This is a genomic window from Streptomyces sp. NBC_01478 (assembly GCF_036227225.1).
In the GTDB taxonomy this organism is placed as follows: Bacteria; Actinomycetota; Actinomycetes; order Streptomycetales; family Streptomycetaceae; genus Streptomyces.
Genome location: NZ_CP109444.1, coordinates 11,795,478 through 11,819,958 on the forward strand (window position 1 = coordinate 11,795,478; position 24,481 = coordinate 11,819,958).

The 24,481-nt window shown below is 68.4% G+C and carries 22 protein-coding genes and 5 pseudogenes; 10 read left to right on the forward strand and 17 right to left on the reverse strand.

The genetic code is table 11. The features are described from left to right. Positions 1-11 precede the first annotated feature (11 nt). From OG223_RS52425 to OG223_RS52440, 4 genes are all read right to left on the reverse strand, one after another. Positions 12-1,022, reverse strand: a complete 1,011-nt coding sequence (locus tag OG223_RS52425) for an amidohydrolase family protein (RefSeq protein WP_329264982.1) — start codon at positions 1,020-1,022, stop codon at positions 12-14. Beyond that, positions 1,019-2,182 carry an FAD-dependent oxidoreductase gene (locus OG223_RS52430; RefSeq protein WP_329264983.1) on the reverse strand — a complete coding sequence of 388 codons (1,164 nt, stop codon included), beginning with the start codon at positions 2,180-2,182 and terminating at the stop codon, positions 1,019-1,021. The genes OG223_RS52425 and OG223_RS52430 overlap by 4 nt, the downstream gene beginning before the upstream one ends. A gap of 175 nt (positions 2,183-2,357) precedes the next feature. Beyond that, positions 2,358-3,320 (reverse strand): cyclase family protein, encoded by a 963-nt coding sequence (locus OG223_RS52435; RefSeq protein WP_329264984.1) that lies wholly within the window; start codon positions 3,318-3,320, stop codon positions 2,358-2,360. After that, positions 3,317-4,300, reverse strand: a complete 984-nt coding sequence (locus OG223_RS52440; RefSeq protein WP_329264985.1) for a fumarylacetoacetate hydrolase family protein — start codon at positions 4,298-4,300, stop codon at positions 3,317-3,319. The genes OG223_RS52435 and OG223_RS52440 overlap by 4 nt, the downstream gene beginning before the upstream one ends. Before the next feature lie 132 nt (positions 4,301-4,432). Here OG223_RS52440 and OG223_RS52445 point away from each other — a divergent pair, with 132 nt between their 5' ends. Continuing rightward, positions 4,433-5,347: a LysR family transcriptional regulator gene (locus OG223_RS52445; protein WP_329264986.1), complete on the forward strand. Its 915-nt coding sequence runs from the start codon at positions 4,433-4,435 to the stop codon at positions 5,345-5,347. A 109-nt stretch (positions 5,348-5,456) separates the two neighbouring features. On the opposite strand, the gene OG223_RS52450 is transcribed toward OG223_RS52445, so the two are convergent. From OG223_RS52450 to OG223_RS52460, 3 genes and pseudogenes are all read right to left on the reverse strand, one after another. Continuing rightward, on the reverse strand, positions 5,457-6,725 hold the full coding sequence (locus OG223_RS52450; protein ID WP_329264987.1) for an MFS transporter: 1,269 nt from the start codon (positions 6,723-6,725) through the stop codon (positions 5,457-5,459). A gap of 298 nt (positions 6,726-7,023) precedes the next feature. Continuing rightward, complete coding sequence (locus tag OG223_RS52455; RefSeq protein ID WP_329264990.1) at positions 7,024-8,157, reverse strand: ABC transporter substrate-binding protein; 1,134 nt, start codon at positions 8,155-8,157, stop codon at positions 7,024-7,026. 213 nt (positions 8,158-8,370) lie between these two features. Further along, positions 8,371-8,559: pseudogene (locus OG223_RS52460) on the reverse strand (IS5/IS1182 family transposase); the annotation flags it as partial. Between the two features lie 907 nt (positions 8,560-9,466). On the opposite strand from OG223_RS52460, the gene OG223_RS52465 reads away from it, so the two are divergent. Together OG223_RS52465 and OG223_RS52470 are read left to right on the forward strand one after the other, a co-directional pair. After that, positions 9,467-9,598, forward strand: a complete 132-nt coding sequence (locus tag OG223_RS52465) for a hypothetical protein (RefSeq protein WP_329264991.1) — start codon at positions 9,467-9,469, stop codon at positions 9,596-9,598. 3 nt (positions 9,599-9,601) lie between these two features. Then, a complete protein-coding gene (locus tag OG223_RS52470) occupies positions 9,602-10,054 on the forward strand; it encodes a hypothetical protein (RefSeq protein WP_329264992.1) in 453 nt (150 codons plus the stop codon). Positions 10,055-10,413: 359 nt separating this feature from the next. Here OG223_RS52470 and OG223_RS52475 read toward each other — a convergent pair whose 3' ends face one another. After that, positions 10,414-10,665: a hypothetical protein gene (locus OG223_RS52475; protein ID WP_329264993.1), complete on the reverse strand. Its 252-nt coding sequence runs from the start codon at positions 10,663-10,665 to the stop codon at positions 10,414-10,416. A 202-nt stretch (positions 10,666-10,867) separates the two neighbouring features. After that, on the reverse strand, positions 10,868-11,671 hold the full coding sequence (locus tag OG223_RS52480; protein WP_329264994.1) for a class I SAM-dependent methyltransferase: 804 nt from the start codon (positions 11,669-11,671) through the stop codon (positions 10,868-10,870). A gap of 278 nt (positions 11,672-11,949) precedes the next feature. Here OG223_RS52480 and OG223_RS52485 point away from each other — a divergent pair. Then, positions 11,950-12,764 (forward strand): IS5 family transposase gene (locus OG223_RS52485; protein ID WP_329264995.1). Its coding sequence is split into 2 segments (ribosomal slippage): positions 11,950-12,292 and positions 12,292-12,764, totalling 816 coding nucleotides; the frame shifts between segments, so codons are not numbered across the junction. Between the two features lie 31 nt (positions 12,765-12,795). Here OG223_RS52485 and OG223_RS52490 read toward each other — a convergent pair. From OG223_RS52490 to OG223_RS52510, 5 genes and pseudogenes are all read right to left on the reverse strand, one after another. Next, positions 12,796-13,815, reverse strand: coding sequence for a DNA-directed RNA polymerase subunit alpha (locus OG223_RS52490; protein WP_329264996.1), 1,020 nt, complete (start codon positions 13,813-13,815; stop codon positions 12,796-12,798). 769 nt (positions 13,816-14,584) lie between these two features. Beyond that, a pseudogene (locus OG223_RS52495) lies at positions 14,585-14,839 on the reverse strand (sensor histidine kinase); the annotation flags it as partial. Between the two features lie 2 nt (positions 14,840-14,841). Continuing rightward, complete coding sequence (locus tag OG223_RS52500) at positions 14,842-15,162, reverse strand: carboxymuconolactone decarboxylase family protein (protein WP_329264997.1); 321 nt, start codon at positions 15,160-15,162, stop codon at positions 14,842-14,844. A gap of 310 nt (positions 15,163-15,472) precedes the next feature. Further along, positions 15,473-15,712 (reverse strand): annotated as a pseudogene (locus tag OG223_RS52505) (fumarylacetoacetate hydrolase); the annotation flags it as partial. A 47-nt stretch (positions 15,713-15,759) separates the two neighbouring features. After that, complete coding sequence (locus OG223_RS52510; protein WP_329264998.1) at positions 15,760-17,496, reverse strand: IlvD/Edd family dehydratase; 1,737 nt, start codon at positions 17,494-17,496, stop codon at positions 15,760-15,762. 105 nt (positions 17,497-17,601) lie between these two features. Between OG223_RS52510 and OG223_RS52515 the strand changes: the two genes are divergently transcribed. Together OG223_RS52515 and OG223_RS52520 are read left to right on the forward strand one after the other, a co-directional pair. Further along, positions 17,602-18,345 (forward strand): FadR/GntR family transcriptional regulator, encoded by a 744-nt coding sequence (locus OG223_RS52515; RefSeq protein WP_329264999.1) that lies wholly within the window; start codon positions 17,602-17,604, stop codon positions 18,343-18,345. 318 nt (positions 18,346-18,663) lie between these two features. Continuing rightward, positions 18,664-18,765: pseudogene (locus OG223_RS52520) on the forward strand (hypothetical protein); the annotation flags it as partial. Here the strand turns inward: OG223_RS52520 and OG223_RS52525 are convergent. Both OG223_RS52525 and OG223_RS52530 read right to left on the reverse strand, forming a co-directional pair. Beyond that, positions 18,759-19,313, reverse strand: coding sequence for a Uma2 family endonuclease (locus tag OG223_RS52525; RefSeq protein ID WP_329265000.1), 555 nt, complete (start codon positions 19,311-19,313; stop codon positions 18,759-18,761). The pseudogene OG223_RS52520 and the gene OG223_RS52525 sit on opposite strands and share 7 nt — an antisense overlap. A gap of 1,036 nt (positions 19,314-20,349) precedes the next feature. Beyond that, positions 20,350-20,787, reverse strand: a complete 438-nt coding sequence (locus OG223_RS52530; protein WP_329265001.1) for a MarR family winged helix-turn-helix transcriptional regulator — start codon at positions 20,785-20,787, stop codon at positions 20,350-20,352. A gap of 269 nt (positions 20,788-21,056) precedes the next feature. Here OG223_RS52530 and OG223_RS52535 point away from each other — a divergent pair, with 269 nt between their 5' ends. The 4 genes from OG223_RS52535 to OG223_RS52550 all read left to right on the forward strand — a co-directional run bounded on the left by OG223_RS52535 (position 21,057) and on the right by OG223_RS52550 (position 24,227). Continuing rightward, positions 21,057-21,863, forward strand: a complete 807-nt coding sequence (locus tag OG223_RS52535) for an MBL fold metallo-hydrolase (RefSeq protein ID WP_329265002.1) — start codon at positions 21,057-21,059, stop codon at positions 21,861-21,863. Positions 21,864-21,865: 2 nt separating this feature from the next. Beyond that, positions 21,866-22,276 (forward strand): nuclear transport factor 2 family protein, encoded by a 411-nt coding sequence (locus OG223_RS52540; RefSeq protein WP_329265003.1) that lies wholly within the window; start codon positions 21,866-21,868, stop codon positions 22,274-22,276. Positions 22,277-22,349: 73 nt separating this feature from the next. Then, complete coding sequence (locus OG223_RS52545; protein WP_329265004.1) at positions 22,350-23,048, forward strand: alpha/beta fold hydrolase; 699 nt, start codon at positions 22,350-22,352, stop codon at positions 23,046-23,048. A gap of 39 nt (positions 23,049-23,087) precedes the next feature. Then, positions 23,088-24,227 carry an ABC transporter substrate-binding protein gene (locus OG223_RS52550; protein ID WP_329265005.1) on the forward strand — a complete coding sequence of 380 codons (1,140 nt, stop codon included), beginning with the start codon at positions 23,088-23,090 and terminating at the stop codon, positions 24,225-24,227. 126 nt (positions 24,228-24,353) lie between these two features. On the opposite strand, the pseudogene OG223_RS52555 reads toward OG223_RS52550, so the two are convergent. Continuing rightward, positions 24,354-24,434, reverse strand: a pseudogene (locus OG223_RS52555) (molybdate ABC transporter substrate-binding protein); the annotation flags it as partial. Between the last annotated feature and the right edge of the window lie 47 nt (positions 24,435-24,481).

Genomic DNA, 24,481 nt, shown 5'->3' on the forward strand with positions numbered 1-24,481 from the left:
GGGGTTCCTCCTCAGGCGAGGTTGAGCAGGGCGGCGGCGTTCGCGCCGCGGAGGGAGTGGAAGTCGTGGTCGGTCAGATCCGCCGCGCGCAGTGCGGCCAGCGGGTCGTCCGTGCCCATGTCGAAGGGGAAGTCGGAGCCGAGCAGGACACGGTCGGCGCCCGCGGTTCGGACCAACTCCCGTAGCACGTACGGGTCGTGGACGAGCGAGTCGTAGTAGAGCTGCCGCAGATAGCTGCTCGGCTCCCGTGCGCAGCCGTGTGTGTCGGGGCGGGCTCGCCAGGCGTGGTCGGAGCGGCCGATGTGGGTGGGGAGGTAGCCGCCGCCGTGCGCCGCGATCAGCTTCAGGCCCGGGTGGCGGTCCAGGACACCGGAGAAGATCAGGTGGGAGAGGGCGACGGCGTTCTCGGTGGGCTGGCCGACGGTGTTGGACAGATACCACTGGTCCAGGCGCTCGTCGAGCGTGCAGCCGAAGGGGTGCAGGAACAGGAGGGCTCCCGTCTCCTCGGCCCGTGACCAGAGGGGTTCGTAGGCCGGGTCCGACAGTTCGCGGCCGGGCGCGTGCGAGGAGATCTCCACACCCCTGAGTCCCTGCTCCCGTGCGTGGTCGAGCAACTCGACCGCGAGGTCCGGGTGTTGGAGCGGGATCAGGCCCAGGCCGTGCAGCCGGTCGGGTGCCTTCGCGCAGTGCGCCGCGGTGCCTTCGTTGGCCAACCGGCAGACTGTCGCTGCCAGTTGGGGATCAGCCCAGTAGTGGTAGTGCGAGGGGGACGGGCTGACCATCTGGATATCCACGCCCTGCGCGTCCATGGCCGCGAGGCGTACGGCTGCGTCTGTCAGCTTCGGCATACGCGCGCCGACCATCGGGCCGTTCACGGCCAGGGCGGCCGGGCCGTTGCGGCGGGCGTCGAGGGCACGGGCCGCGGCGAGGCCGGGGTGTCCGGCGACGGTCTCCTCGACTTCGGGAAGGAGGAGGTGGGCGTGGACGTCGATCGTGGGCGCGGAGGATGCGGTGGCGGTCACGGGCGCTCCTTGAGGAGGGTCATGGTGCGGCCGATCAGCCCGGGCATGTCGGCATCGCGCACGCCGTCCAGTTGCCACTGGCCGATCTGCACGGATGCCTCGACGACGGTGCGCACCCGTGGAATGCGGCGGTCGTAGTACGCCTGGAACAGCTCGTCGCCCCAGTCCTGTCCACTGCTGAGCAGCTCGGCGAGAACGAGGGCGTCCTCCAGGGACATGGCCGCGCCCTGGGCCAGGGTGGGCGGGCAGCAGTGGGCCGCGTCACCGATCAGCACGACCCGGCCCCGGTGCCAGGAACCCTCGACCAACAGGCGGTCGAACCAGGTGTAGTTGACCTTCCGCGGGTCGGTGATGTGCGCGGTGATCTCGGGCCAGGCACCGCCGTAACCCTGCGCCAGGCGGCGCATCTCGTCGGCGTGGGCGGCCGGATCGATGGCGGCGCGGTCGCGGCACCCCTCGACGAGGTAGGCGTAGATGGTGTTCTCGCTGGTCGGGCAGTAGCCGGCGATGTAGGCGGGGCCGCCGTAGGCGAGGTCGGTGCGTGTCACGCTCGCGGGCCGTGGTGTGGCGATGCGCCAGATGGCCATGCCGGTGGGTTCGGGTTTGTCGGTGATGCCGATCGCGGCGCGGGTGGTCGAGCTGACGCCGTCGGCGGCGATCACCAGGTCGTAGCGGCCGGCCGTGCCGTCGCTGAGGCGTACGGAGACGCCGTCGGCGTCCTGGTCCAGGGTCTCGGCGGTGGTGCCCAGGCGTATGCCGGCGCCGGAGGCGCGGACCGCGTCGATGAGGATCTGCTGGAGCTGGGGGCGCTGCATGCCGAGGGTGGCGGGCAGGTCCGTCCCGCCGGTCCGGATGTCCTCGGCGACGAACAGGACGGTGCCGTCGGGGGCGGTCACACCCAGTGAGCCGAAGGCGTACCCGGACGCGTCCACCTGTTCCCACACGCCCAGTTCGCTCAGGACGCGCAGGGCGTTGCCCTGGAGGGTGATGCCGGAGCCGGTGGTGGCGTTCCAGTCGGGCCTGGCCTCGATCAGGTCCACGTCGATGCCGGCGCGGCGCAGCAGGATGGTGACGGCGTTTCCTGACGCGCCTCCACCGATGACCAGGACGGTGGGCGTCTTTCCAGCCGGAGGCCGGGGGAGGGTGGGGCTGTCAGCCATGTCGGGGGATACCTCCCGGGTTGGGCCGCGCGGCTTCGGGCGGCGGGGTGCGGTTCGCCCGCAGGAGAGTGCGGGCCAGGGGTGGGGACGGGGGGTGGACCGGATACACCGCTTGCTGTCCGGGGAAGGGCGCATCCGGCGGCCAATGGGTTACCTGACGGCGAAGCGGACCGGGCTACTTGACGGCGATGGGGTTCACGGGGGAGCCGACGGCGCCGGTGATGGGAAGGGGCGCGGCGGTGAGCCAGAAGTCGTGGACGCCGTCGGCCGCGCAGTCGGCGGCGAGGGCGTCGAGATCCCACATCTCGCCGATGAGCAGGCCGATGTTGGGGATGGCGACCTGGTGCAGCGGCTGGAAGGCATGGTCGAACTCGTTGGGCCGTACCTCGAAGCCCCAGGTGTCGGTGGCGATGGCGGCGATCTCGGTGGAGTGCAGCCAGCCGGCGGTGGTGAACGACAGCCCGGGCGCGGGTCCGCCCGCGTACTCGCCCCAGCCCTCCCGGCGGGCGCGGGCGAGCCGCCCGGTGCGGACGAGCACGATGTCACCGCGGCCGATACGCACGCCGTGGACTTCGGCGGTCGCGGTCAGGTGTTCCTCGGTGATCGCGAACCCATCGGGCAACTCGCCCTCGGCACCGATGACTTGGCCGACGTCGAGCAGTACGCCGCGCCCAGCGACGTAGGGCGCCATGTGCTCGATGCCGGTGACGAGGTCGCCGTCGGAGGTGACGACCTTCTCGGCCGCCCGGCCGTTCCACGCCTTGCCGTGGTCGAAGATGTGCCCGAGCCCGTCCCACTGCGTGGAGCACTGCAACGGCATCGCGATCACGTCGTCGGCGCCGCCGATGCCGTGCGGGAAGCCCTGATTGCCGAGGGCGGCGTCGGTGCCGGTGTCGAGCATGGTGTGCACCGGGTTGGTGCGCCGGCGCCAGCCCTTCTGCGGGCCGTCCATGTCGAAGGACTGCGAGAGCGAGAAACTGACGCCCCGGCGGACCAGTGCGGCCCCCTCGCGGCGCTTGGCCTCGTCGAGGAAGTTGAGGGTGCCGAGCACGTCGTCCTCGCCCCAACGTCCCCAGTTCGAGAACGACTTGGCAGCCTTGGCGATCGCGCTCTCCGGGTCGTGGCGGTCCAGGCTCATGCCGACGCCTCCGCCACACAGCGGGTGCGCTGTACGCCCAGGCCGGTGATGGACCCCTCCATGACGTCTCCGTCGCGCAGCAGCCGTCCCCAGTGGATGCCGTTGCCGGCCGGGCTGCCGGTCAACACCAGGTCGCCCGGCAGGAGTTGGGCGCTCTGGGAGGCGTACGACACCAGTCGCGCCACGCCGAAGAGCATGTCCTTGGTGGACTCGTCCTGCATGGTCTCGCCGTTCAGCCTGAGGGTCACGCGCAGGTCACCGGGGTCCGCGACCGACCCGGCCGGGACGAGCCACGGTCCGAGCGGGGTGAAACCGGGGGCGTTCTTGCTGCGCAGCCAGTCGGTGCCGATGGCCTTCATGTCCCGGCGGAAGACGGTCGCGCGGTCGGTGAGGTCGTTGGCGATCGTGTACCCGGCGACGTACCCCAGCGCCTCCTCGACGGACACCCGATGGGCCGGCTTGGCGATGACGACCGCCAACTCCAGCTCCCAGTCCGGCTGTTGGGCCCAGGAGGGCAGTACGACATCGTCGTACGGGCCCGTGATCGCGCTCGGCAGCCCGATGAACACGTACGGGAGGTCCTCGGCGGCCCGACGGTCCATGATGGCGGCGATCTCCGCGCGCGCCTCCTCGACCGTGCGCGGGTCGTCGGGGGAGCGGTGGGCGACCTCCAGGTCGATCACGTGCTGTCGGTAGTTGGCGCCGGACTGGAAGATCTGTCGGGGCGCGATCGGGGCGTGCACATGCAGGCCCTCCAGGGGCCGCCAGCCGAGGGTGTCGTCGTCCACGAGGGAGTGCAGGACGGGGAGGGACTCCTCCCACCGCTCCACTACGGCACGCAGGCAGGACGGTGCCCAGTCCAGGGTGCTGCTCAGGTCGAGGACGCGTTCCTTCGCCAGGAGGCCGGGAAACGGATCACCGTCCCCGGCGGAGAACGTGCCGAGCGCGAACGGGCCGGCAGGTTGCGCGAGCGTTGCCATCAGATTTCCTCCTGCTGGGTTGCGGTCTACTGTGGCCTCGATCGACCAATCACGGAAATAGATCCTGTGGATGTGGCTCATCCATGGCGTGGATGGTTCTTGCTCGCATAGGTCTTGCATTGGTGGTGCCTGGTGAACCTGTCCCGACTCGATCTCAACCTGGTCCTCGCGCTGCGTGCGCTGCTGGAGGAGCGCAACGTCACCCGGGCCGGCGAGCGCGTCGGGCTCAGCCAGCCCGCGATGAGCGCCGCGCTGTCCCGGCTGCGCCGGCACTTCGACGACGAGCTGCTCGCCCGTACCGGCAACAGCTATGAGCTGACGCCGCTCGGTGTGGCCCTGCGGGATCGCAGCGCCACCGCCTGCGACCTGCTGGAGCGGGTCTTCGCCAGCCAGGCCGACTTCGATCCGGCCGCCGAGAGCCGTGAGTTCACCCTGCTCGCCTCCGACTACGGCGCCGCCGTCTTCGGCTCCGCGCTGGCCCGCGCACTGCATCAGGAGGCGCCCGGCATCCGGCTCGCGTTCCAGCACTCGACGCCCGCAGCGGTGGAGAACACCGCAACCATGCTGAGCACCGTCGACGGTCTGCTGCTGCCGCACGGCATCATCGACGGCTTCCCCGCCGTCGACCTCCACCAGGACCGCTGGCTGTGCATGGTCGCCGACGACAATCCCGATGTCGGCGCCGAGCTCACCCTCGACCATCTGGCCCGCCTGCCCTGGGCCGTCTACCAGCGCCCTTACGACGCCCCGGCCGCTCGCCAGCTCAGCATGATCGGCATCAGTCCCCGGGTGGAGGTCTCGGTGCAGACCTTCCAGTTGCTGCCCCACATGGTCGAGGGCACCCGCAGGGTCGCGATGATCCAGGAGCGCCTGGCACGCCGGGCGGTCCGCTCGGCCGCGGTACGGGTCCTGCCCTGTCCCTTCGAGGCGGTACCCGTACAGGAAGCGATGTGGTGGCACCCGGTGCACAGCCAGGACGCCGCCCACATCTGGCTCCGCCGGAAGGCCGAGGAGGTGGGGGCGACGCTCATGGAGAACGGTGGCTGAGCGGAGCCACAACGGGTGTGGGGCCGTATCGATGTGCGGTTCCGCTTCGTGACCGGTCGCGCAGTTCCCCGCGCCCCTGGGGTGGTTGCCCTGCTGTATGTGTATGAGGTCAGGCCAGTTGCTCCGGCAGAGGCCGGGGATCGACCGTGCCTGCCCGGTGCCGGGATGCCCACAATCCGGCCGCGACGAGGGCGGCGACCAGCCCCAGCACGCCGACCGCACCGGCGAGGCTGCCCACCGCCGACTCCCCGGCGAGCAGCACGAGTGGGCAGACGAACTCGCCGCCGAAGAAGGCCGCCATCCACAGTCCCATGCCGCGTCCGCGGTCCTCGAACGCCAGCCGGGACATGGCACTGGTGAGGAGGGCGGGCAGCAGCAGGCCGGTGCCCACGCAGTTGACGACTGCCCCGACGACCAGCAGCGGGGCGTTCCCCGCCAGGAACACCACCCCGAAGCCGACCGCGCAGAGTGCGAGAACGGCGGGCAGCATCGGGTCCGGAGAGCGCTTGAGACGGGCGAAGGTGACCGCACCGCCCACGGTGGCGGCACTCGCGATCGCGGTGGCCAGGCCGATCACGCCGGAGTTCGCCACCCCCAGGTCGTCGAGCAGATACGACATCTCGACCGGGACGGTGTAGAAGACCATCGCCCCGAAAAAGGTGAGGGCGCAGATGCTCGCCAACTGCCGCCAGGGGAAGGCGCGTTGGCGGCCGGGTCCGGCAGAGGTCTCCTCGGTGGCCGTACGGGGTGCCGGGTTGGTCAGGACGGTGGCCATCAGCGGGGCGAGCACCAGACTCACGGCGTAGACCCAGAAGGGCACGCGCCAGCCCGCCGATCCGGCGGCGCCGCCCAGCACGAAGAAGACGGTGGCCGACGCGGAGGCGCACATGGTCTGCAGGGCGAGGTACTTCACCCGCCGGTGGCCCGAGTAGTAGTCGCCGATCAGTGTCGTGCAGCACGTCATGATCGCGGCCTCGGTGACACCGACGAGGGCGCGGCTGGCGATGATCGCCCCCAGCGAGTCCAGCCAGAGCGGCGCGGTGCCGAACACGGCGTACAGCAGGGTCGCCACGATCAGCAGGCGCTTGCGGCCGAGCCGGTCCACGATCATGCCGGCGAACGGGGCCAACAGGGCCAGTGCCAGCGCCGGCACGGTCAGCGCGAGCGGCACCAACGCCTTGGCTCCGGGGACGGACGCGAAGTGGTCCTGCATCTTCGGCAGTACCGGGGCGATGAGCACCGCTCCCAGGATCGGCAGACAACTGCCGGCCATCAGCAGGGTCACGCGCAGCAGATGAGCCGGACCCGAGACGGGGACAGATGAGGGAGCGGCATCGTCGACCGCGATGGGAGACGGCGACGGAACGGAACCGGGCATGGCGACTCCAAGGACGGTGTACGGGAGCGGGCATGCCTGACACGGGCGCCGACGGCGCACGGCATGCCGGGGACGGCCGCACACCGGCGGCTGGTCCGGACAGCGGCGTGCGGGTAGGGACGACTATCGGTCGTCAGGAGCCCGGTCGCCATCCTCCGCGTGATCCGAATCCTCTATCCCGCCTATCCACACCATGGATCAGCTGCCCCTACACCCTGGGCGTCACGAGGGCATGCCACAGAGCGGTTCCACCGTCATTGCCGTGGTGGAACCGCTCCGGGTTCGGCGTGAGCAGGGGTCAGGACGCTCCGGGTGTACGGCCGAGAGTTCCGTCGGGGTCGCCGGGGTCGGCGCCCTTGACCTGGCCGAAGTAGAGCTCTACCTGGGAGCGGAAGCGCTCGACGGCGGCGCGGTCGCTCATGAACTTCGCGAAGGCGTCAGGGTTGGTGTTCTTGTACGAGGCCAGGGGCTTGAGACCGGACGGCGGGGCGACGTCCTTGCGGACGGACCAGGTCCAGGTGGCGATGGCGTTCTTCTGCACGGCCTGGGAGTCGAGCCAACTGAGGAAGAGCTTGGCGCCGGCCTTGTGGGGCGCGTTCTTGAAGATGGCGCCCCGCTGGGCCCAGGAGTTGAAGCGCTCGGAGTTCGAGAAGACCTGGGTGCCGTTGGGGCGGGCGTCGCCGCCGACGGCGATGGAGGCGAGGTAGTCGCCGCTCGCCACGCCGGCGGCCGAGCCCGGGACGCCACGGATCAACTTGGGGTTCTGTTTCAACAGCTTGGCCAGGTAGTTCCAGCCGTACTTGTCGACGATCTGCTTGTAGCCGAAGAGCACGGCGTCGTCGTCGTTCGGGTAGGTCAGGATCAGCTTGTTCTTGTACTCCGGCTTGAGCAGGTCAGTGCCCTTGAAGTCACCGGCCTTCGAGGGGATCTCCTTGTCGTCGACGATGTAGGAGAAGGCGCCGTAGAAGACGCCGGTGTAGTAGCCGTCCTTGTCCTTGGCGTTGGTGAATACCTTGTCCCAGCCGACCGGCTTGTACTGGAGCAGGTTGCCCTGCTTCTTCCAGCGGTCGAAGTCCTGGGTGGTCTGGAGGATCGCGGCGTCGGCGACGAGATGGCTGGTGGCGAGCTGGTTGTCGATGCGGGCGTCGTGGTACTTGCTCAGGTCGGTGACCAGGTGCAGTTGGAGGTCCGGGAACTGCTGGTGGAACGCGGCGGCCAGGCTGTCCCACTGGCCGGGGGCGTCGCCGCCGATGTAGACGGTGACCTTCCCGCCCTCGGCCTCGGCCGCCTTGTAGAGGGCCTGGAGCTGGTCCTGCTCGCTCGCGGTGGTGGGCCGGTGTGCGGTGGTGTCGGCCATGGCGGTCGTGGTGACGGCGGTGAGGGCCAGGACGGTGGCGATGGCCGCGCCGATCAGCTTGTTCCTGTGCTGCATGGCGTTGTGCTGCCTTTCCAGTGCAGGCAATCGTTTGACATTTCAAACGTTGCGGTGCGTGGCACGCTACGCCGATTGGTTTGAAGATTCAAACAATGATCGACAGGATGTGGCCATGGCCACTACGCCACGTTGGCTGGACGCGGAGGAGCGGCGAGCCTGGCTCGCCTGCGTCGAGTTCTCCACTCATCTGTCCGACCACTTGAACCGCCAGAGGTTCGTCCGGTAGTACACCGCGACCACCAGCACCGGGTCGGCGAGCGGCAGACACCACGGCCGTCCGATGTGCGGCCTGTCGCCACCCCGCTCCCGCACCACCTTCAGCAACCGCTCGAACTGCTTCATCCGCAGCCCCGTGAACGTCTCCACCCGCAACGGATCAGCCCTCAACACCGCACGCATACAAGGGAAATGCCCAGATCACGGCCTTCTGCAACGCGCTTTGACGACCTCGTGCACGGTTGGCCGTGGCTCAGCGTCCGGATAGCTCGCTGGACTGGGCATGGTTGGGGCTGGGGTGCGTGAGTTGAGCGTGGCGGATTACCGGGCTGTCGACAGCAGTGATCGCTGAACTCACTGCCGCGGTAGGGCCGTTGTGGCACGAGCAACATCAGGCACGCCTGGCGGCTCGGCCGCGGCAACGGGCTGTAGGAGCCGGAGCGAAGCACACGTTCGTCTTCGTCGACCGGCTGCTGGCCACTCTGGTCAGTCTGCGCCATGGCACCACGGGTCTGCTGCACGATCGGGTGACATCTTGGCCTGTCACCCAAACCTGCAGCAGACCCACTTCAGATGGAGCGGCCTCGGCAAAGCCGCCGGCACGGGCGCCCTGTACGGCGTGGGCGCCGGGTTGCTCATGCCCGCGGCCGGCGCCGGCACCTTCGGCCTCCTGGGCCTGGAGGAGGGCAGCACAGCGGCTACGGTGACCTCGGCAGCCGTCCGCGCGACACTGGCCGCAGGTGCCTTCAGCGCCGCAGTGTGCGGGCCCACCACCCCCTGGGACCTGCTGCGCAGCGCTGCAGGCGGAGCCCACGGATTCATGCAGAAATACAGCACATGGCTGGGTGGAGCCGGCATTGTGCTAGGTGTCGTTTCCATGATCACCCCACTGGGCTGGGTTGCCGACGCAGCGCTGATCGCCGGCTTCGTGCTGGGCGGGGCCACTACCGCAGATGCGTGTTTCTCTCAACAGTGGGGTAGCTGTACCGCGGGAGCAATAACCTTTGGAATGGCTGGGGTTGGATATGGGGCGAGCAGAGCGGCTGCGTCAGCGCTGCGCGATGCCGTAGGAGCACCCATATTTACGCGAATGGGTCTGAAGGTCGGAGCATTGCTGTTCCGGGCGTTGGCCGGAGTCTCCAACGTGAGTTCGGTCGGCTGGGCGGTGATCGGAACCGCCACGGGAGGGGATCTGAGTGACGACAGGCGCGAGGACGGCTAGATCGTGAAAAGATCCGATGCTCCTCTCTCCGTGAGAACTCTCGATGAAGTGAAGCAGATTCCCTGGCGAGCCAGAAAGCTCCTGCGCAGAGCACAGAAGAACGGGAAGACGGGGGTTCTTCTGATCGCTGAGATCAGAGAGCCAATCCGAAGTTTTACCAACAAATCGGGTGTCGTGTCCATTCGCGAGAACGGCCTGGAGTTTTGTTCTCGGGACCGTTTCGCCAAAGCGCCGAAATTCGTCGAACTTGCACCTGGTCTTCATGAGATGGAGTTTATGGTAATTCGCATAAAGGTAAGCAAGACCAGCTCATTCCGGAGAGCCGTGGAGCTGCGAGAGGGCGACGTCTTGGTTGCATTGTGCGATCCCGTCCAACCGAACACCTTCTACAGGAAGAGCAGCACTGTGGACTCCTGGTTTGTCGGGATCCTTTCGCCGCCAGAGAGGGCGAGTTGAGTACTCGTGCCGACCGGCAGCCGATGACCATGGCGTAGATCATCGGCAGGTCCGGCTCCAGCGGGATGCGTCGACCTTGCGCGCCAGACCCTGGTCACGGCCCGCGAGGCGGCGAAGAAGAACGGCGCCACAGACGAAGAAGCCGAAGCGGCGCACTGTTGCCCTGACCCGGCCAGCGCCCGGGAGCAACGGCATATCAGGAGCCAGCCCCGTCCGATGGGCCGGAAGGTCCCCCTGCACGAGAAGGTCGCCCGCCGGTTCTGGATCCGCCGCCGCTGCCCGCTCTGCGACGCGAAGGCAGGCCAGGACTGCACCGACCCTGGCGAGCCGGGCGGTAAGGCAGTCCGGCGTGAGCACGGTCATGACGAGCGCATCGAGCCGATCGTGAAGGAACGCGAGGCGGCGACGAAGGCCAAGAAGGCCCGCGAACCGGAGGACCGGCGCACGAGCACGTCCTGGCCGACTTTGAGCGGGCGGACCCAGATCAGCCCGACCAGTTCGCCGTGCACCAGCGGCATCATGACCGGGCGCGGCACGGCGCCCTCGCCCAGTCCCGCGGTGTACGCCTCCTTCATCACGCCGACCAGCGCGTCCCGCATCCGTGCTTCCACGGACGCCCCCTCCGTCTGCCAATTCCGATCACCGCACCATGGCATAAGGGATGAGGCAGTGAGCTGTTTCCAACCTCAGCTTGAGCAGGTCAGATGCAAGGTGAGGACCGCACCCGCAGCAACCGCTTCAAGCGCTGAACACTTCGCGAAGCGCTGCAGGCGGTCGCGAACTGGCAGGTCGGCAACGATGACGAAAGGCGGATCAGCGCGCCGGCTCAGACGTGCCTCGCGCCTGGTCACGGCTGGCGACCACCAGGTATCCATCGCTCTCGGGGTCGAAGGTGGTGGACTGCACCGTGAGCCCAACGCTCCGCAACTGCGCCACGAGGTCCTCGTACCGGTAGGGCCAGATGGACAACCGCTCCGAGCAGGCTCGCACTGCCCCATCCGGCTCGATCTGGGCGACCACGATCTCGAGGAAGTGTTCCTGCTCCCAGTGCTGCTCGATCTGCCAGTAGTAGCTGACGACCGCATCGCGGTCGTTGCGGCGGATGAGTCGATCGCGGACATCTACCCGTGAGCCGACGGAGCGCACGAGCTCCCAGTTGCGTGACGTGAGCACGAGGCGTCCGCCCGAATTCAGCAGCCGCGACATCGCGTCCAGTGCGGTCAGGCGCCCGGCTGCGCCCTCAGCGTGCCCGAGTGAATTGCCGACACAGAACACCAGATCGAACGTGGAGTCCTCCAGGTGGTCGGGCAGCTCGTCCCAGCTCGCGCGGAGGGCTCGAAGCGAGACACCCTGCTCGTCGGCGGCCTTCTCGGTCCGGCGAACCATCCCACTGCTGGCGTCTGCGGCGACCACGTCAAGGCCAAGACTCGCAAGACCGACGGCGAGCTGGCCGGTTCCACACGCGCAGTCGAGGACGCGCGCGTTGGGCGGCATAGAGCCCACGACATCGCTGTAGTAAACCGCGGCTGCCTTGGCGGGGGTCAACCTGTCGTCCCCGATCAGCCACTCGTATACGTCGGAAAGCGCCCCATAACCAGCCACCGCGAGAACCTCCATCACTCGACGACACGCGGGCTAGACCACGCCTGCGATTCGGACCTTGCGCCTCGCACTGTGCCGGGCCGTGTCAGCGAAGCATCGAGGAGGACCCAATCACTTCCGGCCGCTGAGACTCCACCGGATTTCGTGGGAAACCGCGACACGCCGCACCGACGCAGGTCCCCACTCCACCGGCGCCCCAACGGCCACGATGGGGACCGCAGCCGGCAAGCGCGCGTTCACTGCGGAGCGCTTTAGACCGTGTCCTACATGGTCAGTTGGTGGTTGTGCTGGGCATGGGGAGTGGACGGTGGGGATGGATCGTTCCGGACGGCTTGTGGGAGTTGGCGAGGCCGTTGCTGCCGCCGGCGCGGGTTCGTCCGCAGGGCGGCGGGGTCGCGAACATCGATGACGAGGCGGTCTTCGCCGCGATCGTCTACGTCCTGGTCAGCGGCTGCGCATGGCGGGCGTTGCCGCCGTGCTTCGGGGCGTCGAAGTCGACCGTGCACCGCCGCTTCGCCATCTGGTCCCGGGCCGGTGTCTGGGGCCGACTGCACCAGAGAGTTCTCCAACTCCTGGACGAGCAGGGCCTGATCGACCTGTCCCGTGCAGTCCTCGACTCAGCTCATGTCCGCGCTAAAAAGGGGGCGAACATACAGGTCCGAGCCCCGTGGACCGAGGCAAACCCGGTTCCAGGATGCACGTCCTGTCGGACGCGAACGGACTGCCCCTACGCGTCGGGCTCTCCGCGGCCAACACCCACGACAGCCAGGCCCTGAAGCCGATGCTGTCCCATTTCCACATGGGACACGAATCCCACGCGGCCGATTCCAAGCCTCAACGCCTGCACGCCGACAAGGCGTACGACGTCCCTCACCTGCGCCGATGGTTATGGGGCAAGCGCATCGGCGTCCGGATCGCCCGCAAGGGCATTGACTCCAGCGAACGACTCGGCCGGCGCAGGTGGGTCATCGAGCGCACCATGTCCTGGCTGACCGGCTACCGCCGCCTCAACCACCGCTACGAACGGAAACCAGGCAACTACCTGGCCTTTCTCGGCCTGGCATCCGCCCTCTGCTGCTACAAACGGTTCCTCAAACTGACCATGTAGGACACGGTCTAAGCCTGGCGCTGTGCAGCGTTCAGTATTGCTCGGTCTCCACGAAGCCCGCGTCCACGTCGTCGGCACCGAAGGTGTCGGCGGCGGCGGTCGGGTTGAATCCGGGCGGGGCGTCCTTCAGGGCCAGGCCCATGCCAGCGAGCTTTTCCTTGACCTCGTCGATGGACTTCGCACCGAAGTTGCGGATGTCCATCAGGTCAGCCTCCGAGCGGGCCAGCAGCTCACCCACGGAGTGGACGCCTTCGCGCTTGAGGCAGTTGTACGACCGAACGGTGAGCTCGAGCTCCTCGATCGGCAGGGCGAGATCAGCGGCAAGGGCGGCGTCCGTCGGGGACGGGCCCATGTCGATGCCCTCGGCGTCGATGTTGAGCTCACGCGCCAGACCGAACAGCTCCACCAGGGTCTTACCGGCGGACGCCATGGCGTCGCGGGGACGCATGGCCTGCTTGGTCTCGACGTCGACGATCAGCTTGTCGAAGTCGGTGCGCTGCTCGACACGGGTCGCCTCGACCTTGTACGTGACCTTCAGCACGGGGCTGTAGATGGAGTCGACCGGGATACGGCCGATCTCCTGGCCCACCTGCTTGTTCTGCACGGCGGAGACGTAGCCGCGACCGCGCTCGACGGTCAGCTCCATCTCCAGCTTGCCCTTGCCGTTGAGCGTGGCGAGGACGAGGTCGGGGTTGTGCACCTCGACACCGGCCGGGGGCGCGATGTCGGCGGCGGTGACCAGACCCGGACCCTGCTTGCGCAGGTACATCACGACGGGTTCGTCCTGCTCACTGCTGACGACGAGCTGCTTGATGTTGAGGATCAGGTCGGTGACGTCCTCCTTGACGCCCGGCACGGTGGTGAACTCGTGCAGAACGCCGTCGATCCGGATGCTGGTGACAGCGGCACCGGGGATCGAGGAGAGGAGCGTACGGCGGAGGGAGTTGCCGAGGGTGTAGCCGAAGCCCGGCTCCAGCGGCTCGATCACGAACCGGGACCGGAATTCGTCGACGACCTCTTCGGTCAGGGACGGACGCTGGGCAATGAGCACGGGGTGTTGCCTCCATTTCCGGCGCCCGCTATTTGACGCCGTAGACCCTACGAAGGGTACGGGGCGACACAAGGCGGTACGGTCTCCGCAGAGGCCGTACCACCCGACTCCAACCCAGCGAGGAGAATTCGGGTGGCCACTCTGAACGACGTCCTAGCCACGCCGTCGTCTACGTGGCAGCGGAGCAGCTCCTGAAAGGCAACGCAGCGGTGTTCGCCTACCGGCGGGCAAAGCGGCTGGAGGACACCAAGATCGTGCTGGTCCGGGAGTTCCGCACTCCAGGTGCAGCCGACGACGGGTACGTACGCGAACGGCCCGCCGGCTCCGGTCTGGCAGGCATGGCTGACCCGCGGGCCGTCGTGGCCGAGGAGTTCACCGAGGAGACCGGGCTGGCCATCGACCCGACCCGGTTGCGAGCGCACAACCCACGGCAGGTCGCCGTTACCCTCTCCACTCACCGGTCACCCTTGCTCTCGTTCCAGTTGAACGCGGCTGAACTGGACGAACTGTGCTCCGATGTTGCCGCTCAAGGAGCGACAGCGGAGTCCGAGCGGACGTATGTCGAAAACGCCCGGCTCGGCGATCTACTCATGAGTGCCACGGTCGGCTGGAACACGCTCGGCGCGATCACGCAGGTGCTGCTCGCCGATGAGTCCCTGGCGGCAGCGGACGCCGGCGAAATGCAATCCACAGCTTTGACGAGTGACGCGCAGGCCCAGACGTTCAGGAGATCTCCGGAGTCGAGCTGTCGAACGGAGCGCGGCCATTCTCATCCGGTCGGCAGGCTGACGACGAACCGGGCCCCTGGAGTGTGCCCGGGGTCGTGGGTCACGTCGCCGCCGGTGGAGCGGGCGAGGCGTCGTGCCGGTGGCAGTCCGAGGCCCGCGCCGCCGTGTCCGTCGTCGGGATCCGCGCGACGGCCGGGCTCGAAGCGCTGTCCGGCGAACGGGGGCGGTACGCCGGGGCCATCGTCGATGACGTCGACTCGAACGCCGTCGGGCGCGTGGTACGCCTGGATGGTGACGCTTAGCCCTGAGCCTCGGCGTCGGCGACGGCGATCGCGATGCCGAGCGCTTCGGTGATGTTGCCGGCCGCCGTCATGACGCGGGCCGTGCCCACGATGGGGGCGATGGCGACCAGGACGTCCTGTAGCTGGTCGGCGGTCAGGCCGGCCTGGAGGGCGGGGTCGATGTTGGCGACGTAGGAGATCGGCGGGGCGTCCGAAGCGGCGAGGGCCGCGATGCGGGTGAGCATGAACGTGTCCGGCGTCAGCCCACACCGTTCGACCGAGTCGATCGTCATCGCGGCGATGGTGTCCAGTACCGGGGTCTCGGAGCTTGTGGTCATGGGGGGTCATCTCCTGTTGTTGTCGTGATGAGGATCAGCGGGCCTACAAGGTCTCCGCGTCTCGGTGCAGCGTCTGCTTCTCGAAGGTAGGTCCGATTCCCGGTGATCGCCTCTCAGGGGATCACCGACGGGACGTGAAGGGCGCATGAGGCGGGGCATCCTCATGAGTCCCGTGGCTGGGTGGGCGGAGGAGCAGCGGTGTCGGGTCCCGGCTGGGCGGGCTGTTCGGCGCTGGTGAGGGACGTCCACCGCGCTCCGGTGCGCAGGCGAAAGGCGGCGACGGCGGCCTCCACGGTGGCGAAGAAGTGCCGACCTGTCCGCCGTCGGCCTCGCGGACGACTGCCGCCGCGTCGTCGCGTTCCATGAGGTCGGAGACGGTGGGTACGACGGCCGTCAGGTCGACGACCTGCTTGCCGCGGACCGCGGCCACACACGGTCCGTCGCATTGTGGGTTGTGGACGCGCGCGACGAGTGCGGCCCGATCGGCGTCCTGGGGCAGGACGGAGCCGGCTGTGAGGACCGGACAAGGGCGCGCTGCTGCCGATTCCACGATCGATGCTCTCGTGGATCAAAGGGATACGGTCGCCCGGGGCGGGCTCAGTGGGAGTCGCGAGGGACCTCGTGTCCACGGCTTCCGCGCAGGAAACCGAAGTCGGCGCCCTGGTCGGCCTGTTCCACGTGCTGGGTGTAGAGCCAGGAGTAGCCGCTGGTGTGCCGCTCGGCGGGTGCCCTCCATGTTTGCCGGCGTCGCGTGAGTTCGGCGTCGTCCACGTCCAGGCGCAGGGTGCGGTTGGGGACGTCGAGGACGACGGGGTCCCCGTCGTGCACCAGGGCGAGGGGTCCGCCGACGGCGGCCTCGGGCGCCACGTGCAGGATCACCGTCCCGTAGCCGGTGCCGCTCATCCGGCCATCGCAGATGCGCACCATGTCCTTGACGCCGGCCTTCAGCAGCTTGCCGGGCAGCGGGACGTTGGCGACCTCCGGCATGCCGGGGTAGCCCTTGGGGCCGGCGTTGCGGATGACGATGACGGTGTACTCGTCGATGTCGAGTTCCGGGTCGTCGGCCACCTCGTGATAGGCCTCGGGGGAGTCGAAGACGCGCGCGGGGCCACGGTGGGTGAGCAGGTGCGGTGAGGCGGCGGACTGCTTGATCACAGCGCCGTCGGGGCACAGGTTGCCGCGGAGTACGGCGATTCCGGTGCCGGCCGGCTGGAAGGGGGCGTCGAGGCGGGTGATGACGTCGGAGTCGACGCGTTCGGCGTTCTCGGTGTTCTCGGCGATGGTGCGTCCGGTGACCGTGATCTGTCCGCCGTGCAGCAGCTTGCCGCTGATCAGCTCGGCCATGACGGCGGGCAGGCCGCCCGCGTAGCAGAAGTCCTCCATGAGGTATTTGCCGCTTGGCATCAGGTTGACCAGGGTCGGCACCGCGCGGACCAGGCCGTCGAAGTCCCGCAGGTTCAGCTCGACACCGACGCGTCCGGCGATGGCGGTGAGATGGATGACGGCGTTCGTGGAGCCGCCGATGGCCGCGTTGACCCGGATGGCGTTCTCGAACGCCTCCCGGGTCAGGATCTGCGAAGGGCGCAGCTCCTCCTCCACCATCCCTACGATGCGCTGCCCCGCAGCCTGCGCGACTTCCATCCGCCGGGAGTCGACCGCGGGCCAGGCCGCCGACCCCGGCAGCTGCATACCGAGCGCCTCGGCCAGGCAGGCCATCGTAGAGGCGGTCCCCATCGTCATGCAGTGCCCGTTGGAACGGGCCATGCACCCCTCCGCGAAGAAGCACTCCTCCTCGGTCATCCGACCGGTCTTCAGGTCCTCCTCGAACTTCCACACCTGGGTACCGGACCCCACGTCCTGGCCCCGGTACTTGCCGTTGAGCATCGGCCCGCCGGTGACCATGACGGCGGGCAGATCGACGCTGGCGGCGCCCATGAGCATGGCGGGAGTCGTCTTGTCGCAACCGGACAGCAGCACGACACCGTCGAGCGGATTGGCCCGGATCAGCTCCTCGACCTCCATGGCCATGAGGTTGCGGTACAGCATGGCGGTGGGGCGCATCAGGGTCTCGCCGGTGGCCATGGTGGGGAACTGGAGCGGCAGGCCGCCCGCCTGCCACACGCCGCGCTTGACGGCTTCGGCGACGCGTGTCAGATGCGCGTTGCACGGGGCGAGTTCGGAGGCACTGGTCGCGATGCCGATGACGGGACGCCCGTCGAACACCTCATGGCCGAATCCCTGGTTGCGCATCCAGGAGCGGTACACCATCCCGCTGCGGCCCTGTGCGCCGAACCATGCCTGGCTGCGGCGGCTCGGCTTCTGAGCGTCGGTCATGTACGCACTCCCGTGGCTCTCGCGTCGTCCGCTTGGCGGTGGGGCGATGTCGGGGGAGGACCCGCAGGCCGTACCCTGGAACTCAATCATTAAATGATTCGATGAATGACGTCCAGGGGTAGAGCGGAGATCGTGGTGCACTTCCTGACCATGCACCAGCGCGTGGTCGACGAGCTCGGGCGACGCATCGTGAGCGGGGAGTGGGAGCCGGGGGACTCGTTGCCGGTCGAGGACGCGCTCGCGGCCGAGATCGGCGTCAGCCGCGGCGTGTTGCGGGAGGCGGTCAAGACACTGGTGGCCAAGGGGATGCTGCACGTACGCCCGCGCACCGGTACGCGCGTGCTGCCCCCGGAGCACTGGAACCACCTGGACCGTGACGTGCTGCGCTGGAAACAGGCCGAGGACGCGACGGCTCTGCTGCGTGATACGAGTGAACTGCGCCGGATCGTCGAGCCCGAGGCGGCCCGGCTCGCCGCCGACCGAGCCGGCCCGGACGATGTACGAGTCCTGTACGAGGCCCTGGCGGCCATGGAGGCCGGGGCGGCGAATCCCGGCCGCAGCGGATATGTCGAGGCAGACATCGCCTTCCACCGGACCCTGCTCGACGCCGGGGGCAACCGTCTCCTCGGATCACTGGGCCGCGCTGTCGACATCGCGCTGGAACACAGCTTCCTCCTCAGCACGCAGACCCCCGGTGCAGTGGAAGCCTCGCTGCCGCGCCACCGCGCCATCGTGGAAGCCGTCGAGGCTCGCGACCCCGCAGCCGCGGCCACCGCCGTACTGGCCATCATCGAAGCCGCCGAACAAGAGATCGCCCAGTCACCCGGACTGCCGGGCGACGTCGTATGACCTGCCACGGCTGCGACCTTGCGGGCTCACGGGCAAGAGCACGGAAGCGGCCGACGCCCACGGGATCTCGCACCGCAGGTGGGCGAGGACGAGCAGGGCGTGACGGTTCTTGTTCAGCGGACGCCCGCGGGTGGCGCGTCGCCGGTGATGGTCTCTCAGCCGGGCGGACGGAAAGAACAGGGCGGAGCCGTATGTTCCATGGGGCGTCGTCGGCCCGTCCCTGGCGGATGATGGCCGCCGACTACACGGCGGCACTCGGCGAGGGCGAGTCCACATCGCTCGCGGGACCGCTCGCGAGCCAGCAGCCCCTGGGACCCCGAACTGGATCACGCCACGACGGAGTCCGGAAGCGCGGTCATGGAGGAACGCCTCCTGCCCACGCTCCTGTCCGACCTGGCCCGGCCGGCGTCTTTTCAGTGAGCGTCGGTTTCCGGCTCCGGTCGGGGGAGTTCGTCGAGGTCGAGGGTGAAGGTGCGGCCGTCGGCCAAGGGGACGGGGAGCTTGCCTGTGCCGTACGCGCGCTTGAGCGCGGTGCTGTACCCGTTCGCGGTGGGCTGGGTGTGCAGGACGACTTCCCCGGCGTAGGGGTCCACGACCAGGTAGATCGGGATGCCGTAGCGGCCGTACTTGGCGGTGCAGTCGTCGTAGTCCTTGCGGGCGGATGAGGTCGAGACGACCTCGGAGATCAGCAGGACGTCCTCGAAGCTGTAGCGCTTGCCTTCCTTGCGCGCGTCCTCGCGCAGGATGGCCAGGTCGGGGGCGGAGTTCTCGTCGGCGGGGAAGTCGATGTAGACGTCCGAGGGTGTCTTCGCGTGCCGTCCGAGCGACAGGATCGTGTCGTACTGCATCGACTTGATCGTGCTGGAGTGCTCTTCGCTCTGCGGGGTCATGATGATCTTTCCATCGGTGCCGAAGAAGACCACGTATCCTTCGGGGAACTCGGTGTGCACGATTGCGTCGACACTCATGGACGGTGCTCCTTCCCGTGTGTCGTCATGATACGGCGGGCGGTGCCGTCTCATTGATGGATGCCCCCGGTGCGTGCTGTGCGAGTACACCGCAGGGGCGGAACCGTTCTGCAAGAGCAGGCGCTGCGACGCGGTAGCGCGAGGAAGGTCCATGCTTGTCCGGATCCGGCAGGTCGCCTGTGGTCACTGCGGGGAGTGACGGCCAGCTAGAGCGGGCCGAAGACGAGGCCGCAGCGCTGGAACAGCTACGCCTGGCCGCAGTGGAGCGGGTCTTCCCCGCCGCTCCGGCCTCGGCCTGACAAGGTCCCTCCACACCGGGCCTCTTCCACACCCTCCGCTCCATCAACTCCACACAAACGCAACCCCTGTTCACCTTCCCTCGGACGGTGCTCGTCGCCGGAACAACCACCCGTCTTCCGTTCACCCTGGGGCGGACGGTAGTTCGGCGAGCGTGCTCCCGGGACGGGACCGTCGCCCTGCAGACACGGGAGCCTTGTGCGTTGCCGTCAAGCAGGTGGCTGCTGACGGCTTCCCTGTCGCCGACGAATTGCTCGCCCGCCTCTCCTCATCGCAGGACGACCACATCAACTTCAAGGTCCGCGAGGCGGGCCGCGTCGAAGTGGCAGACGGACCGCCGGGTGTCGGGGGGTGCCCCTCACCCTCCACAGGATCGGCGTCAGGGTCGGTGGACGTCGCACGAGCCGGTCGCCGGGTCGGTCCCCAGGTCGTCAAGCCCGCCGCCCGTGGGAGAAGACCCACCGCGGTCCATTGCCCTGGCCCGGGTCGAGGACGTTGCCGCGGCGGTGACCACGGACTTGCTGCAGCCGTTCGCGGCCAGGTCGGAAGCGAATGTCATCGCTCTCCGGGAGCCCTGGTTCCGGGCCGGCGCGGGCCGCTGAGCCCGTCGCTCGCGCCGAACGTGGAGGGCTGTCTCGTGCAGGGTGCCTCGTCCATCTGTCGGTGGCCGAGTGCGAGGACTGTTACCGCCGACCATCGTCCGGAGCCCGCAGCTATCGCCTGGGTCTACGGCCCGAGCTCACTGGTTGGCGTCGCGGAGTGTGCGCAGGATGCGTGCAAAGTGGGAGCGGTCTTCGGCTGAGAGCACGGACGTGACATGACTGCGCAGGTGGGAGACATGGGCGGTCAACGCCTTGTCGAGGGCTTCGCCGCCCTGCTCGGTCAGTACGGCGAGTGCCGCCCGCCGGTCGCGGGGGTCGGGCTCTCGGCGGATCAGCCCTTCCCTCTCGATGCGGTCGGCGAGCCGGGTGAAGCCGCCCGAGCTGAAGGACACGGCATCGGCCAGGTCGGTCATGCGCATCCGGTGACCGGGTGTGCGGCCCAGTCGCAGCAGTACCTCGAACCAGGTGTCGGGAATGCCCATATCGCGGTTCACCAGTGGCTTGATGCAGGCGTAGGCCTCCACGAACAGACCGAAGAGGGTCACGTCCTCGTCATTCAGCAGTTGCTCATTCACCTCACCAGAATGCCAGAAGTTCGACACCGGAAGACTCTGCCCCTGCAGAATCTGCACCGGCAGATATATTGTCTGAGTCGGCAGACACATTTGGTGTACACCCGCTCATGAGGAGCCCGTCTCAAGCGCAAGCACGTGGTGTCGCCCGCCGCGTCGGCAGCGGCCGGGGCTGACGTCCGATCGGGCGCCGCACCCGTCTTTCCAGGACGCACCGCCACATGGCGGAGCGCCGGTTTCCCCCAAACAGCACCTCACGTCAGGAAGCAGCCATGAGCACTCTTTCCTTCAAGGTCCTCGACCTCGACTTCCCGGCCGGCAGCAAGAACAAGACCGCCACCCTCGTCACCGGCGAGAACGAGGCACTGCTGGTCGACGCCGGCTTCACCCGCGCCGACGGCCACCGCCTCGCCGCCGAGATCCTCGACTCCGGCAAGAAGCTCACCACCGTCTTCGTCAGCCACGCCGACCCCGACTTCTACTTCGGCGCCGAAGTGATCGCCGACGCCTTCCCCGACGCGACGTTCGTCGCCACTCCGATCGTCATCGAGCACATCCAGCACTCCTACGAGGGCAAGCTCAAGGCGTGGGCCGCGCTCGGCCCGAACCTGCCCACCCGCCTGGTCGACCTCACCCCGCTCACCGGCGACCTCACCCTGGAGGGCCACCGCTTCGAGCTCAAGGGCGGCCCGGCCGCGCTGCCCGACCGCCACTACCTGTGGCAGGCCGAGCACCGCGCCCTCCTCGGCGGCGTCCTGCTCTTCCAGCAGGAGCACGTCTGGGTCGCCGACACCCCCACCCCGGGTGACCGTGCCGCGTGGATCGACCTGCTCGACGAGATGGCCGCGCTCGACCCGCAGCTCGTCGTGCCGGGTCACCGTCTGCCCGGTACGGCGGCGGACGCGTCCGCCATCTCCGCCACCCGCGACTACCTCGTCGCCTTCGAGGAGGAGCTCGGCCAGGCGTCCGACGGCGCCACGCTGACCGAGGCGCTGGTCAAGCGCTACCCCGACAACGGCATGCTGATCGCCGCCCAGATCGGCGCGAAGGTGGCCAAGGGCGAGATGAAGTGGGGCTGACCATGACCGAGTTCGCTACGTCCACCGCCCCCGCCGATGTCGTACGGCGTCAGTACCTGGCGTCTGCGGCAGGTGACCTGGAGGCCCTTCGGGCCACCCTCGCCCCCGACGTCGAGTGGACGGAGATGGCCGGCTTCCCCCTCGCCGGCACCTACCGGACCCCCGACGGCGTCACCGCCGGCGTGATGGAGAAGCTCGGCCAGGACTGGGACGGCTGGAGCGCCCACGACGACACCTACGTCGTCGACGGCGAGAACGTCGTGGTCCTCGCCCGCTACACCGCGACCAACAAGGCGACCGGGAAGCCGATCGCCGTCCGCGTCGCCCATCACTTCGTGGTCCGCGGCGGACTCATCGTGCGCTTCGAGCAGTTCGTCGACACCGCGCTCGTCCGCGACGCGATGAACGACTGACCATCGCGACGCCAGCCGTTCGCCGCGGCTCCCCGTCGCGGCGCATGGCCTTCCGCACGTGAGGAAGGCACTTATGAAACCGACCGTCGTGCTGGTGCACGGAGCGATGCACACCCCGTGGGTCTTCGGTCCCCTGAGCGATCGCCTTACCGCCCGGGGGGTCGACTCTCGGGCTGTGCCTCTGCCCAGCAGCCATCCCGACAGCGCTCTCACCCAAGGCCTCACGGAGGACGTGGCGGTGATTCGTGCCACTGTTGACTCCCTCCAGGGGCCTGTGGTGCTGGCCGCGCATTCCTACGGCGGTGTTCCCGCCACCTGGGCGGCGGCCGAGACGGGCCAGGTCGCAGAGCTGGTCTACATGGCCGCGTTCGCGCTGGAACCGGGCAGCTCGATGATGGAATGGATGGGCGGCGATTTCCCGCCCAACTGGATCCACTCGCCCGACGGACTCGCCGTCAAGGCAGGTGACGTCGAGCAGGCCATCTTCAGCGGTGTCGACCCCGACCTGACCGCCCAGGCCGTCAAACGGCTCAACTGGCAAGGAATGCGCGCCTTCACGGAAACGCTCGGCGCCGCCCCCGCCACCACACCACTCACCTACATCGTGGCAACACAGGACCCCTCCTTGCCGCCGGCCGTGCAGGAACAGTGGGCCGCCCGCGCCGCCCACAGCGTGCAGGTGCCCTCGGGGCATTCCCCGCACCTGTCCCACCCCGACGATGTCGCCGCGATGCTCGCCGAGGCGGTCGCACGGGCCGCGGAACGCGCCTGAACCGAAATCACCCTTCCCCCACACAGAAAGCGAAATCCCGTGACCAACTTGCCCAGCCGACGACGACTTCTCGCCACCGGAGCGGGGGCTGCGCTCAGCCTCGGCACACTCGGCACCACCGCATCCCCCGCCTCGGCCGCTTCCACCAAGTCCGCGACCGGCAGCGGCTCCGAGGAGACCAGGACCCTCGACGAGCTGTACCAGGACGCCCTCGCCGAGGGCGGCAAGCTCGTGGTCTACGCGGGCGGCGACCTCGCCAACTCGGGCAGCGGTGCGAGCGCGCGCACCGCCTTCCGCACACGGTTCCCGGAGATAGACCTCCAGCTGATCGTGGACTACAGCAAGTACCACGATGTCCGGATCGACAACCAGTTCGCGACCGACACCCTCGTCCCCGACGTTGTCCAGATGCAGACACTGCAGGACTTCACCCGCTGGAAGCGCGAGGGCCGGCTGCTGCACTACAAGCCCGCCGGCTTCAGCAAGCTGTACAAGAAGTTCCGGGACCCTGACGGCGCCTGGATCTCTGCGCAGGTCATCGCCTTCAGTTACGTCTACGACATCGCGGCGGCCGGCGCGAACGCGCCTCGGTCCCCGCTGGACCTGATCGACCCGCGCTGGAAGGGCAAGGTCGCCTCCTCCTACCCGCACGACGACGATGCGGTCCTCTACCTCTACGCCCTCTACGCGGAGAAGTACGGCTGGGACTGGATGGCGGCTCTCGCCGCCCAGCAGCCGCAGTTCGCTCGTGGTTCGTTCTCGCCCAGCACCGCGATCAACAACAAGACGGCGGTCGTCGGTCTCGGTACCGCAGGCAGTGCGACAGCCACCACCGGGATCCGCATGAGCCTGCCCGACGGGCACCCCTTCATGGCCTGGGGCCAACGACTCGCGATCTTCAAGCAGGCCGCCAACCCGACAGCGGCCAAGCTCTTCCTGAACTGGCAGATCTCCACCGAACGCCAGACTTCCAACAGCTGGTCGGTGCGTGCGGACATCGCCGCACCCACCGGCCTCCATCCCGTCTGGGAGTACCCCAACGCCAACGTGGACGGCTTCCCCCGCTTCATGGAAGACCGTGCCGAAGCCGAGCGGCTCAAGCAGACCTTCGCCCTGTACTTCGGCGAGGTCAAGGGCGACCCCACACCCGGTTGGCCCGGTCTGCACCCGGGGGCCTGACCTGCCAGGCCAGGCATTGTGCCGCACCCCGAACGCTCAGCAGTCTCAGGGTGCGGCATCTCCTTCACCGCTGCGGTGGCGACAGTCGAGGGCGACCGAGATTTGACATCCTGTCAGATCAATCGGGGGCGCGCCGCCCGTGATGCGTGCGGCGAACGAGTCGCTGCCGCCGAAGCTGAAGGTCACTTTGGTGCCGGGGTGCGCCCTTCTCGAAGCCCGTACCTGTGCGTTGACGACCGGACGTGATCAGGAAG